We start from the raw sequence: 13,764 nt of genomic DNA on the forward strand, positions 1-13,764 counted from the left end.
ACGTAGGAAGAGAGCAGACCGACAGCCATGGCTGAGGCTCAGAACATCCCGGTGGGGTCCACCACCGCCGGCCAGATCGCGGTGGCCGCCGAGTCGACCGTCGCCACGCGCATGAGCGCGCCCCCGTCCTTCGACGTGCGGGACTTCCCGGTCCCGCACGGCCGTGAGGAGGAGTGGCGGTTCACCCCGCTGGAGCGGCTGCGCGGGCTGCACGACGGCACCGCGGTCGCCACCGGCGACGGCCTGAAGGTCGACATCGACGCGCCCGAGGGCGTCGTCATCGAGACCGTCGGCCGTGACGACGCCCGCCTTGGCAAGGCGGGCGTCCCGGTGGACCGCGTCGCCGCCCAGGCGTACTCGGCGTTCGAGAAGGCCGGCGTGATCACCGTCCCCAAGGAGACGGTCCTCACCGAGCCGATCCGAATCACCGTGCACGGCGAGGGCGGGACCTCCTTCGCCCACCAGGTCATCGAGCTGGGAGCCTTCGCCGAGGCCGTCGTCGTCCTCGACCACACCGGTGACGCCGTGCTCGCCGCCAACGTCGACTACCTCCTCGGGGACGGCGCCAAGCTGACCGTCGTCTCCGTCCAGGACTGGGACGACAAGGCCGTGCACGTGGCCCAGCACAACGCGCTGATCGGCCGCGACGCCACCTTCAAGTCGTTCGTGGTCACCTTCGGCGGCGACCTGGTCCGCCTGCACCCGCGTGTCACGTACGCCGGCCCCGGCGGTGAGGCCGAACTCTTCGGCCTCTACTTCACGGACGCCGGCCAGCACCAGGAGCACCGCCTCCTGGTCGACCACAACACCCCGCACTGCAAGTCGAACGTGGCCTACAAGGGCGCGCTCCAGGGCGAGGGCGCCCACGCGGTGTGGATCGGCGACGTCCTCATCGAGGCCAAGGCCGAGGGCACGGACACGTACGAGATGAACCGCAACCTGGTTCTGACCGACGGCGCCCGTGTCGACTCCGTGCCGAACCTCGAGATCGAGACCGGCGAGATCGTCGGCGCCGGCCACGCCAGCGCCACCGGCCGTTTCGACGACGAGCAGCTCTTCTACCTGATGGCCCGCGGCATCCCGGCCGACGAGGCCCGCCGGCTGGTGGTCCGCGGCTTCTTCGCCGAGCTGGTCCAGCAGATCGGCGTCGACGACATCGAAGAGCGCCTTCTCGTGAAGATCGACGAGGAGCTGGAGGCGTCGGTCTGATGGCCGCCTTCGTACGCGCCTGTGGGCTGAGCGAGCTGGAGGAGGACACCCCCAAGCGGGTGGAACTCGACGGCACGCCGGTCTCGGTCGTGCAGACCGAGGGGGAGGTGTTCGCGATCCACGACATCTGCTCGCACGCGAACGTCTCGCTCTCCGAGGGCGAGGTGGAGGACTGCCAGATCGAGTGCTGGCTGCACGGCTCCAGCTTCGACCTCCGCACCGGCAAACCGTCCGGCCTGCCCGCGACGCGCCCCGTCCCCGTATATCCCGTAAAGATCGAAGGGGACGATGTGCTCGTCTCCCTTTCCCAGGAGTCCTGAGGCAACCCATGGCAACGCTTGAAATCCGAGACCTGCACGTCACCGTCGAGGCCGACAACTCCACCAAGGAGATCCTCAAGGGCGTCGACCTCACCGTGAAGCAGGGCGAGACGCACGCCATCATGGGCCCGAACGGCTCCGGCAAGTCGACACTCGCCTACTCGCTCGCGGGTCACCCGAAGTACACGATCACCAGCGGCACCGTCACCCTCGACGGCGAGGACGTCCTGGAGATGTCCGTCGACGAGCGCGCCCGCGCGGGCCTGTTCCTGGCGATGCAGTACCCGGTCGAGGTCCCCGGCGTCTCGGTCTCCAACTTCCTCCGTACGTCCGCCACCGCCATCCGTGGCGAGGCCCCCAAGCTGCGGACGTGGGTGAAGGAGGTCAAGGAGACCATGCAGCGTCTCAACATGGACCCGGCCTTCGCCGAGCGCAACGTGAACGAGGGCTTCTCCGGCGGTGAGAAGAAGCGCCACGAGATCCTCCAGCTGGAGCTCCTCAAGCCGAAGGTCGCGATCCTCGACGAGACGGACTCCGGTCTGGACGTCGACGCGCTCCGGGTCGTCTCCGAGGGCGTCAACCGCGTCCGTGAGAGCGGCGAGGTGGGCACCATGCTCATCACGCACTACACGCGCATCCTGCGCTACATCAAGCCCGACTTCGTCCACGTCTTCTCCGCGGGCCGGATCGTCGAGTCCGGCGGCGCCGAACTCGCCGACAAGCTGGAGAACGAGGGCTACGAGGCTTACACGAAGGGTGGAGTATCCGCGTGACACAGCTGCCGGGCCTCCTCGACGCCGAGGCGATCCGTAAGGACTTCCCCATCCTGGACCGCCTGGTCCACGACGACCGGAAGCTCGTCTACCTGGACAACGCGGCGACCTCGCAGAAGCCGCGCCAGGTACTGGACGCCCTGAGTGAGTACTACGAGCGCCACAACGCCAACGTCCATCGCGGTGTGCATGTGCTCGCCGAGGAGGCCACGGCGCTGTACGAGGGCGCGCGCGACAAGGTCGCCGCGTTCATCAACGCGCCGAGCCGCGACGAGGTGATCTTCACCAAGAACGCCTCCGAGTCGCTCAACCTCGTGGCGAACATGCTGGGCTGGGCCGACGAGCCCTACCGCGTGGACCACGAGACCGAGATCGTCATCACGGAGATGGAGCACCACTCCAACATCGTGCCGTGGCAGCTGCTGGCGCAGCGCACGGGCGCGAAGCTGAAGTGGTTCGGGCTGACCGACGACGGCCGCCTCGACCTCTCCAACATCGACGAGATCATCACGGAGAAGACGAAGATCGTCTCCTTCGTCCTGGTGTCCAACATCCTGGGCACCGTGAACCCCGTCGAGGCGATAGTGCGCCGTGCGCAGGAGGTCGGCGCGCTGGTGTGCATCGACGCCTCGCAGGCCGCTCCGCACATGCCGATGGACGTACAGGCCCTCCAGGCCGACTTCGTGGCCTTCACCGGCCACAAGATGTGCGGCCCGACCGGCATCGGCGTCCTCTGGGGCCGCCAGGAGCTGCTGGAGGACCTGCCTCCGTTCCTCGGCGGCGGCGAGATGATCGAGACGGTGTCGATGCACTCGTCGACGTACGCCCCGGCGCCCCACAAGTTCGAGGCGGGCACCCCGCCGATCGCGCAGGCGGTCGGGCTGGGAGCGGCGATCGACTACCTGTCGGCGATCGGCATGGACAAGATCCTCGCCCACGAGCACGCGCTCACCGAGTACGCGGTCAAGCGCCTCGCGGAGGTCCCGGGCCTCAGGATCATCGGCCCGACCACGGCCGAGGACCGGGGCGCGGCGATCTCCTTCACGCTCGGTGACATCCACCCGCACGACGTGGGCCAGGTCCTCGACGAGCAGGGCATCGCGGTACGCGTGGGTCATCACTGCGCACGCCCGGTCTGCCTGCGGTACGGAATTCCTGCGACCACGCGAGCGTCGTTCTATCTGTACTCCACGCCGGCCGAGATCGACGCACTGGTCGACGGCCTGGAGCACGTACGGAACTTCTTCGGCTGAGGGGCGTGCTGAAATCGTGCTGTGCTATCCCGGGGGACAACCCCCGGACCCCCGGCCGACGGGCCACGCAAGGGAAGACGGGACGCGAGGGCGGTCGCTGTGAAGCTGGATTCGATGTACCAGGAAGTCATCCTGGACCACTACAAGCACCCGCACGGGCGCGGTCTTCGGGATGGCGACGCCGAGGTGCACCACGTCAACCCGACGTGCGGCGACGAGATCACGCTGCGCGTGAAGTACGACGGCACGACCATCAGCGACGTCTCGTACGAGGGGCAGGGCTGCTCGATCAGCCAGGCCTCGGCCTCCGTGCTGAACGACCTGCTGGTCGGCAAGGACCTGGCGGACGCGCAGAAGATCCAGGAGACCTTCCTGGAGCTGATGCAGTCCAAGGGCCGGATCGAGCCCGACGACGCGATGGAGGAGGTGCTGGAGGACGCGGTCGCGTTCGCCGGTGTCTCCAAGTACCCGGCGCGGGTGAAGTGCGCCCTCCTGAGCTGGATGGCGTGGAAGGACGCGACGGCCCAGGCCCTGGGCGGAGCCGACGCCGAAAGGAAGACCGCATGAGCGAGACCGTTGAGATGAAGCCGGCCTCGGAGGAAGAACTCCGCGAGGCCCTGTACGACGTCGTCGACCCCGAACTGGGCATCGACGTCGTCAACCTCGGCCTGATCTACGGCATCCACATCGACGACGCGAACATCGCGACCATCGACATGACCCTGACCTCGGCGGCCTGTCCGCTGACGGACGTCATCGAGGACCAGGCCAAGTCCGCCACGGACGGCCTCGTCAACGAGCTCCGCATCAACTGGGTCTGGATGCCCCCGTGGGGCCCCGACAAGATCACGGACGACGGGCGCGAGCAGCTGCGGGCGCTCGGGTTCAACGTCTGAGTTCCACGAGCTGATGCGAACGGCGACGCCCTCGGGCGTCGCCGTTTCTCGTGCTCAGGCCAGCCCGCCCACCAGCCGGAACGCCGAGTCCACCTGGTACCCGCCGCTGTGCTGGTACGACTCCAGGCGGAGTACGAAGTCCTTGTGGCGCAGGAAGCGGCCCGGGTAGTTGACCGACTCCAGCATGATCGCGCCGGACATCGGTGAGCTGCGGGGGCAGAACGTGGCGTCCTGCTTGAAGAGGGACGAGCCGTCGTTCCGGTCCGCGCGGAGGATGAAGTCGCGGTGGCGGAGGTACTTGCCGTCGGCCGTGGCGAAGGACTGGCAGGAGCTGTCGGCCAGGCCCTTGACCAGCTTGAAGGTGGAGTCCTCGCGGGACTCCGAGCCGCCGACCGGGTCGAGCTTCACCAGGCCGCCGCTGATGTGCCAGTAGCGGTCGGGGTAGTTCACCGAGCGGACCGAGCGCCAGGTCGTCGACGGCTTCGGGGTGGACGAACCGGGCTGCGAGGTGGGCGGCTTGGGCGGAGCGGCGGGCGGGGTCGCGGAGGCCGAGCCCTGTGGTTCGGAGGCGCTCGTCGTCGTCCGGGCGGACGGGGAGGCGCTCTTCTTGCCGGGCGTCGGAGAGGGCGTCGCGGAGGGGGTGCCGTAGGAGATCAGGCCGGGGCCGCTCGGGTCCGCGACGGCCGCCTGGTCCGGGGCGGGTGACGGATAGTCAGGCTGTTGCTCCGTCACGACGATCGCCGTCACACAGGCGGCGACCGTGGCTATCGCCAGCGCGCCGGCCAGCCACAGGCGTCGCGTTCCCGGCACCCGGGAGGTGTCCGGAGCCCAGCCGCTCTCCCATGGCTGGTTCTGAGGGGGCCGGGACTTGCTTTCTGGCATGCGCGATTCCTCCGGCGGGCGCCTTGGGCGACGGCTGCGGCCGAGACGGGGAAGTAGGTGAACGGTGAAACACTAGTGGAGGCGGTGCACTCCTGGGAGCTGTTTGAGTGAGCGGTTTCCGGCCGCTCCGGTTCCGCATCCCGCTCGCGCACCCGAGGTTCGCGCTGCCCCCGGAGACCCGTTTTGTGCTGCCTGCCCATGAAAGGCGGTCGCGCTTCGGGGACTTGCGGGACCCGGGCAGCCGGGCCGGGCTCGCCGCCTGGATCACGCTCCCTACGCCGGTGGCCCACCCGGAGCCGCGACTGCGGGCGCCGTGCGGCTACTTGGGCGAGGAGTACGCCCCCGAGACGGCCGAGCCGCACCGGCCGGCCCGCACGACCGTGCCCGCCCGCGAGACCCGAGCCCGCCTGCAAGACCCGAGCCCGCCTGCAAAGCCCGAGCCCGGCTCTGTGCCGGCGCCGTTATGTACACTCGTACACATGGGATACCTGTTGCTCGCCGGCGCCATCGCCGCCGAGGTGGCCGCCACGACCTCCATGAAGTACAGCGACGGCTTCAGCAGGCTCTGGCCCTCCCTGCTGACCGCCCTGGGGTACGTCGTCGCCTTCGCGCTGCTCGCGCAGACGCTGAAGACCGTCTCGGTCGGCACGGCGTACGCGATCTGGGCCGGGGTCGGCACCGCGGTCGTCGCGGGCATCGGCATGGTGTTCCTGGGGGAGGGGATGAACCTGGCCAAGGCCGCCGGTATCGCGCTGATCATCGTCGGCGTGGTGGTGCTGAACCTGGGCGGTGCGCACTGATGGCCCGCCGCTACGACCCCGAGCGACGCCAGCGGATCATCGACGCGGCGATCCGGGTCGCCGGGCAGAAGGGCCTCGCCGGGCTGAGCCACCGTTCCGTCGCCGCCGAGGCCGATGTGCCGCTCGGCTCCACGACGTACCACTTCAAGACCCTGGACGAGCTGATGGTCGCGGCGCTCCGCCAGGCCAACGAGGGCTTCGACAAGGTGATCGCCTCCCGCGGCGGCCTCGCCGGACCGCGCACCGAGCTGGCCGCCGAACTCGCCGGACTGCTGGGCGAGTGGCTGGCCGGCGAGCGCACCGGCGTCGAGCTGGAGTACGAGCTCTACCTCGCCGCCCTGCGCCGCCCCGCCCTGCGCCCGGTCGCCGCCGAGTGGGCCGACGACCTCGCCGCCCGGCTCACCGCGCGCACCGACCCGGTCACCGCGCGGGCGTTGGTCGCGCTGATGGACGGGATCTGTCTGCAGGTGCTGCTGACGGGGACGTCGTACGACGAGGAGTACGCGCGGCAGATGCTGGCGAGGATCATCGACGGCGCCGCGTGAGCCCGGGCGGCCGCGGTCCGTGAACGCCGGGCGTGAACGCCGGTCCGTGAACTCCGGTCCGTGAACTCTGGTCCGTGAACTCCGGGCCGTGAACCGCTTCGCCGACGTCGGGGAACAGCGGGTGACATCCTCACCCCGAACACACCCACGGAGGCCGCCACGTGACCGGACCACCGGATCCGTCCTCGCCCGAGGACGCCCAGGTCGTCGCCCAGTCCCTGGAGGAACCGGAGCTCTTCGCCCGCCTCTACGACCGGTACGCCCCCGACATCCACCGCTATGTGGCACGCCGGCTGGGCGTGGGCGCCGCCGACGACATCACCGCGGAGACCTTCCTCATCGCGTTCCGCATCCGGTCCCGCTACGACACCGCCCGCCCCAGCGCCCGCCCCTGGCTCTACGGCATCGCCGGCAACCTCGTCGGCAAGCACCGCCGGGCCGAGGTGCGGGCCCTGCGGGCGCTGGCCCGCACCGGGCACGACCCGGTCGCCGAGACCTGGTCCGAGCGCGCCGACGACCGGGTCACCGCGCAGGCCGCCCAGGCCCCGCTCGCCGGGGCGCTGGCCGCGTTGTCCGTGGGCGACCGGCACGTGCTGCTGCTCGTGGCCTGGGCCGACCTGACGTACACCGAGGTCGGTGAGGCGTTGGGGATCCCCGTCGGCACCGTGCGCTCCCGGCTCAACCGCGCCCGCCGCAAGGTCCGTTCGGCCCTCGGCGCCGACCCCGCATTCACGCTCGACGCCACGGAGGTGTTCTGACATGGACGAGATGACGGCGGTCCGCGAACTGCGGGCCGAGGCCCCGGCGGCCGAGCGCGCACCCTTTCTCGCCGGACGCGACCGGCTGCTGCGGGAGGCGACGGGCCGCAGCCGGGCCCGCCGGCTGCGCGCCGACTGGCGGCTGATGGCCGCGGCGACGGCGGCCCTGATCACGGCGGTCGCCCTGATCGGGACGCAGGTGATCGACCGCGGCCCGGACGGGGTGCGGCCGGGCGCACGCCCCGGGTACACCCTCGAACTCGGCAGCGCCAAGGACCTCCTGAACGACGCCGCCGACGCCATCGCCGCCGGTCCCGCGGTCACCGCACGCGACGGCCAGTGGATCTACGTGAAGTCCGTCGAGACGAACCTGACGGACGACGAGAAGCCGGGGCCGCAGACCGACGAGGACTGGTACGCGTACGCCGATCCGAAGATGGAGGACGGCAAGGCCGGCGACGACCACTCGCCCAGGGAGGAGTACGCGTTCCTCAAGAACCTGCCGGACGACCCGGCGCAGGTGCGTGCCAAGGCCCGGGCGTTCTTCTACGCCACCGACAAGTCCGAGTCCCGCACCCGGCACGAGTACCGCGCCCTCACGGCCGTCCTCAGCCGGGCCTACGCCTACGACCCCGCGGGCCTCGCCAAGGTCTACCGGGCCCTCGCCACGATCCCCGGCGTACAGGCCGCCGAGGTCCAGGACGAGGCGGGGCGCAGCGCCTACGCGCTGTACCGGACGAACGCCGCCGACACCTACCGGGACGAGGTCCTCCTCGACCCGGCCACCTACCTCTACGCCGGGTACCGGCACGTGGCGCGGACCGGCGACCTGCAGTGGGACAAGGGCGACGTCGTGCTCAGCGGGGCGCGGCTCGTGACGGCGGTAGTGGACGAGAAGGGGGAGCGGCCCTGATCCGGGCCGTCGGCACGGCCTGAGCCCGGTCCGATCCGCGAGCGATCCGCGAGCGGTCCGGGCCGGATCCCGGACGGTGCGCCCGGCACCTGAGACGCCGTGCGCACCGGTTCGCCCGGGCGCCCCCTGCCACGTTAGGTTGCCCTTATGACCGACACGACTGCTCCTCGCACCACCGGCGCCGTTGCCGCCGGCCTCGCCACGATCGCCGCCGACGGCACCGTCCTCGACACCTGGTTCCCCGCTCCCGAGCTCACCGCGGAGGCCGGCCCGTCCGGCACCGAGCGACTGACGGCCGAACGCGCCGCGGAGCTGCTCGGCGGCGGCGCGACCGCGGCGATCGGTCCGGACGCCCGCCGGGGCGTCGAGGTGGTCGCGGTCCGCACGGTCATCGGCTCGCTCGACGACAAGCCGATCGACGCGCACGACGTCTACCTGCGTCTGCACCTGCTCTCGCACCGCCTGGTCCAGCCGCACGGCCAGAGCCTGGACGGCATCTTCGGCCACCTCGCCAACGTCGCCTGGACCTCGCTCGGCCCGGTCGCCGTGGACGACGTCGAGAAGGTGCGGCTGAACGCCCGCGCCGAGGGCCTGCACCTCCAGGTCACCTCGATCGACAAGTTCCCCCGCATGACGGACTACGTGGCCCCGAAGGGCGTCCGCATCGCCGACGCCGACCGGGTCCGCCTGGGCGCGCACCTCGCCGACGGCACGACCGTCATGCACGAGGGCTTCGTGAACTTCAACGCCGGCACGCTCGGCACGTCGATGGTCGAGGGCCGTATCTCCGCCGGTGTCGTGATCGGCGACGGCTCGGACATCGGCGGCGGCGCCTCCACCATGGGCACCCTCTCCGGCGGCGGCAACGTCCGCATCACCATCGGCGAGCGCTGCCTGATCGGCGCCGAGGCGGGCGTCGGCATCGCGCTCGGCGACGAGTGCGTGGTCGAGGCGGGGCTGTACGTCACGGCGGGCACCCGCGTCACCATGCCCGACGGGCAGATCGTCAAGGCGCGCGAGCTGTCCGGCGCCTCCAACATCCTCTTCCGCCGCAACTCGGTCACCGGCACCGTCGAGGCCCGCCCGAACAACGCGGTCTGGGGCGGGCTGAACGAGATCCTCCACAGCCACAACTGATCATCTCAAGATCTCGTACGGGTTACTCAGCGTGACCTTCTTGTGGTTTCGGCAGATGAACGGGTGGACGCAGTGTCCGATCAGAGGCCGAAACGACGAACGAGGGATCGCGCAATGACGAACGAGCGGGCGAGGACCGTGGCCCGGTGGCTGTCCGGGGCGCTGACCCTGACAGTGGTGTGCGGGCTGCCGGCACAGGCCGCGCACGCGGACGAGACCAACAGCGCCTCGCACAACGGCCCGCGGATCGGACTGGTCAACGTGGGCCAGGTGGACGATCCGATGGAGGACGTACTGGAGCACGTGCTGCTGATCGGCGACGGGTACACCTGGCGCTGATCACGAACGCCGAGGGCCGGGGCCCGTACCGCACACCTGTGCGGTACGGGCCCCGGCCCTTTCCGCCGGACACGATCCTCCGGAGAGACCCTCCAGAAAATTCTTCGGCGGGGTGGCATAGCGGCGGGCGGTCGCACGCGTCACAAGGACTACAGGGGGCGGAGCGCAGGGACCGCCGGGGAAGAGAAGGTGACGATGAATGCCGAAGGGCTGGAGAGCTTCCGGGAGTTCGTGGACAACCGGTCGTCGGCGCTGCTGAAGACGGCCGTGCTGCTCTGCGGGGGAGACCAGCACGCCGGTGAGGACCTGCTGCAGACGGCGCTCGCCAAGGCGGCCGGGAAGTGGCAGCGGATCGACGAGCCCGAGGCCTATGTACGCCGGATCCTCTACCGCCAGCAGGTCAGCCGCTGGCGGCTGAAGTGGCGCAGACGGGAGGTCAGCGTCGCCGAGCCGCCCGAGGCGGGCGCGGGAAGCGTCGACGCGGCGGCCGCGGCCGAACTGCGGGTCGTGATGCGCGAGGCGCTGGCCCGGCTCACCGCGCGCCAGCGGACCGTGCTCGTGCTTCGCTACTTCGAGGACCTGCCGGAGGCCGACGTGGCCCGGCTCCTCGGCTGCACCGTCGGCACCGTACGGTCCACCACCCACCGCTCCCTCGCCCGGCTGCGCTCGCTGGCGCCCGAACTGGCCGCCCTGGGACCGGCCGACGCCGAGCGGCAGCCGTCCCGTGACTACTCGCCTCTGGAGGTGCGGCCGTGAACGTCGAGGAACTCGTGCGCGACGCGCTGCGGGAGCAGGCCGCCGAACAGTCCCCGGCGCGGCCGGGGTTCGCCGACCGGGTGCTGGCGTTCCGCCGGCGCCGCCGTACGCGCCGGATCGCGGCCGCCGCCGTCGCCACGGCCGCCGTGCTCGCCGTCGCGGTGGGGGTGCCGATGCTGGACTCGGGCCGGGGCGCCGACGTACGCCCCGCGGACGTCGTACCGAAGACCGAGGTGAACGCGCATCCGGACCAGTCGCCGCCACGCGAGCTGATCTCCGCCGGGAACACCCGACTGGCCGCGTACTTCGTCCCGAAGACCGTCAGGAAGACAGCCGACACCGCCGTCCACGAGCGCACCTACTGGCTGCTCGACCACAAGACCGGCAGGTACGAGAAGACCACGAAGTGGTCCTGGGTGGCCGTCGCCCCCGGCATGAAGACCGCCGCCGTCCTGGAGCAGGACCTGCCCGCCTCACGCATCGGCCTGCTCGACCTGACCACCGGCAAGGTCGCGCGGTGGATCCCCGTCGACCACCCCGTCGGCGGACTCGCGTTCTCGCGCGACGGCCGCAAGCTGGTCGCGACGACCTACGGCGAGAACCCCGACCTGCTGGTCAAGACGGAGGGCTCCGACGACTGGGGCCAGGCATGGACGTCGAGCCGCACCGGCTTCCACGTCCTCGACGTGGCATCCGGGAAGGGTGCCTGGACCGAGGTCAAGCTCGCGAGCGACTCCGACGACCCCATGGGCGGCACCTTCCTCAACACCCGCCAGGACTTCGCTCTCACCGATGACGGCCGGCACGTCTGGTCGGGCCACCCCATGGGCGACATCGGCAAGCAGTTCTACGACTTCACGGGCAAGGAGGTTCCCGCGCCGGCGGGCGACAAGCACCTGTCGTGGTACGTCGACGCGGGGAAGTCGCCCGACGGCAGGCTCGTCGCCGGTGACTTCGCGGGCGAGAAGTGGAAGACCTCCTCCTGGGTCCTCGACGCCACGACCGGCAAGAAGACCGAGGTCCACGGGCAGCAGCTGCTCGCCTGGGTCGGCAACACGTCTCTCATCGCCTGGGACATCGCCAAGGGCGGCAAGAACGAGTTCCACCAGCGGCTCGTGCTGGTCACCATCGGCAGCGACAAGGTCGTACCGCTCAGCGGCTTCCGCAAGGGCAACGACGGGGACGCCGGACGCTGGGAGCCCGTCTTCGCCGAAGGCTGATCAGGAGGCGCTGGTCAGGTGGCGCTGATCAGGCGGCCACGAACTGTTCGTACGCCGTCAGCAGCTCGTCGACCGTCTCGCGGTCGGCGGGTCGCAGCGGTGCGCGGACCGGGCCCGCGGGCAGGCCGAGCGCGTTGAGGAGGGCCTTGGCAGTGACCGTGCCGGGCAGGCCCGCCGACATCATCGGCTCGATCAGCCGCGTGGCTCGTCGTTGGAGGCGGGCGGCCACGGGGGTGTCGCCCGCCTCGAACGCGTCGAGGACCGCACGGAGCTGGGCCGGGACCACGTTGGCGACGGTGCTGACGTATCCGGCGGCCCCCACCGCGTACAGGGCGAGGTTGTGTTCGTCGCAGCCCGCGTAGTACGCCAACTCCGTGCGGTCCAGGACCTTCTGGGCGCCGAGGAAGTCGTAGGAACAGTCCTTGACCGCGACGATCCGGGGATGCCCGGCGAGACGGATCAGGGTGTCCGGCTCGATCCGGGTGCCGGTGCGCCCCGGGATGTCGTACAGCACGAGCGGCAGCCCGGAGGCGTCCGCGACCTCGCGGAAATGCGCCTCCAGCGCGTCCTGCGGGGGCCTGCTGTAGTACGGGCTGACCACCAACAGGCCGTCCGCGCCCGCCTTTTCGGCCGCCAGGGCCAGCTCAATGGTGTGCCGGGTGTCGAAGGTGCCCACACCCGCGACGACCGACGCCCGCCCGCCCACCGCCTCCCGGACGGCCGTGACGAGCGCGGCCTTCTCCGCGTCCGTCGTGGTCGGCGACTCACCCGTCGTCCCGGACAGGACCAGACCGTCGCAGCCTTCCGTCACCAGCCGGTCGGCCAGCCGCTGCGCGCCGTCGAGATCGAGCGCGCCCGCGTCGGTGAAGGGCGTGATCATGGCGCAGAGGGCGCGGCCGAAGGGGCGAGGTGTCGTCATGAGGGTAGTCTCGGCCCGCCGACAGTGAAGCTCCACTTAAATCTCCTACGAGATATTGATAAGGGATGCTGAGGGATCCTCGGTCTGTGCGCAGGTGCCAGGCCCTATGTCCAAGTCGGCCCCTCATGGGTCACCATGGCCAGGACGGTCATCGACCCCTGGTCATTGGGAGGCGTCATGAAGCTCGGCAAGGCACTCGCCACCGGAGTCGCGGAAGAGCGGCCGCAGGTCCACGATGAAGATCTCGAGCTCCCTGAGGAGCTCAAGGAACTGAAGGCGCCCGAAGAGGTCCCGGCCGCCCGATGAGGCTGCGGCTCCCCGAGGAACGTCCGACGGAGCCGCCGACCGGATACAAGATCGCCCACCCGGTGCTGTCCCAGGACGGCACCCGGGCCGGGTTCACCGGTGTGTCGCTGGGCGGCGCGCTGCCGTACGGAGTCCTGGCCGACGCGTCCTGCGTCTACGGCCTGCGGCACCAGGCACCGCACCGCCGCTGCGACTGCGGCTTCCACTGCGTGCACGACCGTACGACCGCCGAGGCCCTGCTGTGCACGGCCGAGCACCGTACGGCCGTCCTGCTCGAGGTCTTGGTACTCGGCCGCTACATCCGCTTCGAGCGGGGCTTCCGGTACGCCCGTCAGCGCGTCCGCACGGCCACCGTCGGCCCGTGCGCCTGCGGCACGGTCGCGGCGGCACTGGCCGACGCCGGCTGGGGCCGACCGGGCTGGCACGCGCTGGCCCCCTCCTGCGCGGGGTGCCTGCGCGGTCGTACGTCCGTCTCGTTGGCCGGGTTCGCCCGGCTGGCCGGGGACCGGCTGCGGGTGGTGGCGGGGGACGGTCTGCGGGTGGCGGGGGACGAGCTGCTGCCGGCCGCCGGTCCGGGTGCGCCCGGCGGGCTCGGGGTGCCCGAACTCGTCGCGGAGGCCGCCCTGTTGCAGGCCCGGCTCGACTGGTTCCAGAGCCAGCTGGCCCGGCTCGGCGAGCGCGGGCCCGGAGGCGCGCCGCAGGGGTAGCGAGGGCCGGTCAGGGTACCCGGGGGTTCCG

At 70.9% G+C, this 13,764-nt stretch carries 18 protein-coding genes; 16 read left to right on the forward strand and 2 right to left on the reverse strand.

Annotated features, from left to right (window positions below; genetic code table 11):
• Positions 1–27: 27 nt before the first annotated feature.
• The 6 genes from sufD (at position 28) to OG252_RS37950 (ending at position 4,451) form a co-directional block, all read left to right on the forward strand.
• The gene (gene sufD, locus OG252_RS37925) at positions 28–1,209 is read left to right on the forward strand and encodes a Fe-S cluster assembly protein SufD (protein WP_266441545.1); all 1,182 of its coding nucleotides are present in this window, start codon (positions 28–30) and stop codon (positions 1,207–1,209) included.
• On the forward strand, positions 1,209–1,529 hold the full coding sequence (locus OG252_RS37930; protein WP_266441548.1) for a non-heme iron oxygenase ferredoxin subunit: 321 nt from the start codon (positions 1,209–1,211) through the stop codon (positions 1,527–1,529). The genes sufD and OG252_RS37930 overlap by 1 nt, the downstream gene beginning before the upstream one ends.
• 8 nt (positions 1,530–1,537) lie before the next feature.
• Positions 1,538–2,302 (forward strand): Fe-S cluster assembly ATPase SufC, encoded by a 765-nt coding sequence (sufC, locus tag OG252_RS37935; RefSeq protein ID WP_266441551.1) that lies wholly within the window; start codon positions 1,538–1,540, stop codon positions 2,300–2,302.
• On the forward strand, positions 2,299–3,555 hold the full coding sequence (locus OG252_RS37940) for a cysteine desulfurase (protein WP_266441553.1): 1,257 nt from the start codon (positions 2,299–2,301) through the stop codon (positions 3,553–3,555). The genes sufC and OG252_RS37940 overlap by 4 nt, the downstream gene beginning before the upstream one ends.
• A 99-nt stretch (positions 3,556–3,654) precedes the next feature.
• Positions 3,655–4,122, forward strand: a complete 468-nt coding sequence (gene sufU, locus OG252_RS37945) for a Fe-S cluster assembly sulfur transfer protein SufU (RefSeq protein ID WP_266441555.1) — start codon at positions 3,655–3,657, stop codon at positions 4,120–4,122.
• Positions 4,119–4,451, forward strand: a complete 333-nt coding sequence (locus OG252_RS37950) for a metal-sulfur cluster assembly factor (RefSeq protein ID WP_037743875.1) — start codon at positions 4,119–4,121, stop codon at positions 4,449–4,451. The genes sufU and OG252_RS37950 overlap by 4 nt, the downstream gene beginning before the upstream one ends.
• Before the next feature lie 54 nt (positions 4,452–4,505).
• Here the strand turns inward: OG252_RS37950 and OG252_RS37955 are convergent, their stop codons facing one another.
• Positions 4,506–5,333, reverse strand: coding sequence for an AbfB domain-containing protein (locus OG252_RS37955; RefSeq protein ID WP_329341877.1), 828 nt, complete (start codon positions 5,331–5,333; stop codon positions 4,506–4,508).
• A 479-nt stretch (positions 5,334–5,812) separates the two neighbouring features.
• Here OG252_RS37955 and OG252_RS37960 point away from each other — a divergent pair, with 479 nt between their 5' ends.
• From OG252_RS37960 to OG252_RS37995, 8 genes are all read left to right on the forward strand, one after another.
• The gene (locus tag OG252_RS37960) at positions 5,813–6,133 is read left to right on the forward strand and encodes a DMT family transporter (protein WP_266441560.1); all 321 of its coding nucleotides are present in this window, start codon (positions 5,813–5,815) and stop codon (positions 6,131–6,133) included.
• Positions 6,133–6,678, forward strand: coding sequence for a TetR/AcrR family transcriptional regulator (locus OG252_RS37965; protein ID WP_329341880.1), 546 nt, complete (start codon positions 6,133–6,135; stop codon positions 6,676–6,678). Before OG252_RS37960 ends, OG252_RS37965 begins: the two co-directional genes overlap by 1 nt.
• Positions 6,679–6,839: 161 nt before the next feature.
• The gene (locus OG252_RS37970; RefSeq protein ID WP_266441565.1) at positions 6,840–7,436 is read left to right on the forward strand and encodes an RNA polymerase sigma factor; all 597 of its coding nucleotides are present in this window, start codon (positions 6,840–6,842) and stop codon (positions 7,434–7,436) included.
• A 1-nt stretch (position 7,437) separates the two neighbouring features.
• Positions 7,438–8,349, forward strand: a complete 912-nt coding sequence (locus OG252_RS37975; RefSeq protein ID WP_329341882.1) for a CU044_5270 family protein — start codon at positions 7,438–7,440, stop codon at positions 8,347–8,349.
• 147 nt (positions 8,350–8,496) lie between these two features.
• Positions 8,497–9,486: a 2,3,4,5-tetrahydropyridine-2,6-dicarboxylate N-succinyltransferase gene (gene dapD / locus OG252_RS37980; RefSeq protein WP_266441569.1), complete on the forward strand. Its 990-nt coding sequence runs from the start codon at positions 8,497–8,499 to the stop codon at positions 9,484–9,486.
• 114 nt (positions 9,487–9,600) lie between these two features.
• Positions 9,601–9,825: a hypothetical protein gene (locus OG252_RS37985; protein WP_266441571.1), complete on the forward strand. Its 225-nt coding sequence runs from the start codon at positions 9,601–9,603 to the stop codon at positions 9,823–9,825.
• A gap of 195 nt (positions 9,826–10,020) precedes the next feature.
• Positions 10,021–10,581, forward strand: a complete 561-nt coding sequence (locus OG252_RS37990; protein ID WP_266441573.1) for a SigE family RNA polymerase sigma factor — start codon at positions 10,021–10,023, stop codon at positions 10,579–10,581.
• Positions 10,578–11,801 (forward strand): WD40 repeat domain-containing protein, encoded by a 1,224-nt coding sequence (locus OG252_RS37995; RefSeq protein WP_329341884.1) that lies wholly within the window; start codon positions 10,578–10,580, stop codon positions 11,799–11,801. The genes OG252_RS37990 and OG252_RS37995 overlap by 4 nt, the downstream gene beginning before the upstream one ends.
• Positions 11,802–11,829: 28 nt before the next feature.
• Here the strand turns inward: OG252_RS37995 and dapA are convergent, their stop codons facing one another.
• Entirely contained in the window at positions 11,830–12,720 is an 891-nt protein-coding gene (gene dapA / locus OG252_RS38000; protein WP_329341887.1) for a 4-hydroxy-tetrahydrodipicolinate synthase, read from the reverse strand.
• A 177-nt stretch (positions 12,721–12,897) separates the two neighbouring features.
• Between dapA and OG252_RS38005 the strand changes: the two genes are divergently transcribed.
• Together OG252_RS38005 and OG252_RS38010 are read left to right on the forward strand one after the other, a co-directional pair.
• Positions 12,898–13,026, forward strand: a complete 129-nt coding sequence (locus tag OG252_RS38005) for a hypothetical protein (RefSeq protein WP_266441579.1) — start codon at positions 12,898–12,900, stop codon at positions 13,024–13,026.
• The gene (locus OG252_RS38010) at positions 13,023–13,733 is read left to right on the forward strand and encodes a hypothetical protein (protein ID WP_266441580.1); all 711 of its coding nucleotides are present in this window, start codon (positions 13,023–13,025) and stop codon (positions 13,731–13,733) included. Before OG252_RS38005 ends, OG252_RS38010 begins: the two co-directional genes overlap by 4 nt.
• The last annotated feature ends 31 nt before the right edge of the window (positions 13,734–13,764 follow it).

The sequence above is a fragment of the Streptomyces sp. NBC_01352 genome (assembly GCF_036237295.1).
Classification (GTDB): Bacteria; Actinomycetota; Actinomycetes; order Streptomycetales; family Streptomycetaceae; genus Streptomyces; species Streptomyces plumbiresistens.

What these genes read in the sequence shown, in the direction of transcription:
- sufD (WP_266441545.1), top strand. Translation starts at nt 28, where the DNA reads ATGGCTGAGGCTCAGAACATCCCGGTGGGGTCCACCACCGCCGGCCAG.
- OG252_RS37930 (WP_266441548.1), top strand. Translation starts at nt 1,209, where the DNA reads ATGGCCGCCTTCGTACGCGCCTGTGGGCTGAGCGAGCTGGAGGAGGAC.
- sufC (WP_266441551.1), top strand. Translation starts at nt 1,538, where the DNA reads ATGGCAACGCTTGAAATCCGAGACCTGCACGTCACCGTCGAGGCCGAC.
- OG252_RS37950 (WP_037743875.1), top strand. Translation starts at nt 4,119, where the DNA reads ATGAGCGAGACCGTTGAGATGAAGCCGGCCTCGGAGGAAGAACTCCGC.
- OG252_RS37955 (WP_329341877.1), bottom strand. Translation starts at nt 5,333, where the DNA reads ATGCCAGAAAGCAAGTCCCGGCCCCCTCAGAACCAGCCATGGGAGAGC.
- OG252_RS37960 (WP_266441560.1), top strand. Translation starts at nt 5,813, where the DNA reads ATGGGATACCTGTTGCTCGCCGGCGCCATCGCCGCCGAGGTGGCCGCC.
- OG252_RS37965 (WP_329341880.1), top strand. Translation starts at nt 6,133, where the DNA reads ATGGCCCGCCGCTACGACCCCGAGCGACGCCAGCGGATCATCGACGCG.
- OG252_RS37975 (WP_329341882.1), top strand. Translation starts at nt 7,438, where the DNA reads ATGGACGAGATGACGGCGGTCCGCGAACTGCGGGCCGAGGCCCCGGCG.
- dapD (WP_266441569.1), top strand. Translation starts at nt 8,497, where the DNA reads ATGACCGACACGACTGCTCCTCGCACCACCGGCGCCGTTGCCGCCGGC.
- OG252_RS37985 (WP_266441571.1), top strand. Translation starts at nt 9,601, where the DNA reads ATGACGAACGAGCGGGCGAGGACCGTGGCCCGGTGGCTGTCCGGGGCG.
- OG252_RS37990 (WP_266441573.1), top strand. Translation starts at nt 10,021, where the DNA reads ATGAATGCCGAAGGGCTGGAGAGCTTCCGGGAGTTCGTGGACAACCGG.
- dapA (WP_329341887.1), bottom strand. Translation starts at nt 12,720, where the DNA reads ATGACGACACCTCGCCCCTTCGGCCGCGCCCTCTGCGCCATGATCACG.
- OG252_RS38005 (WP_266441579.1), top strand. Translation starts at nt 12,898, where the DNA reads ATGAAGCTCGGCAAGGCACTCGCCACCGGAGTCGCGGAAGAGCGGCCG.
- OG252_RS38010 (WP_266441580.1), top strand. Translation starts at nt 13,023, where the DNA reads ATGAGGCTGCGGCTCCCCGAGGAACGTCCGACGGAGCCGCCGACCGGA.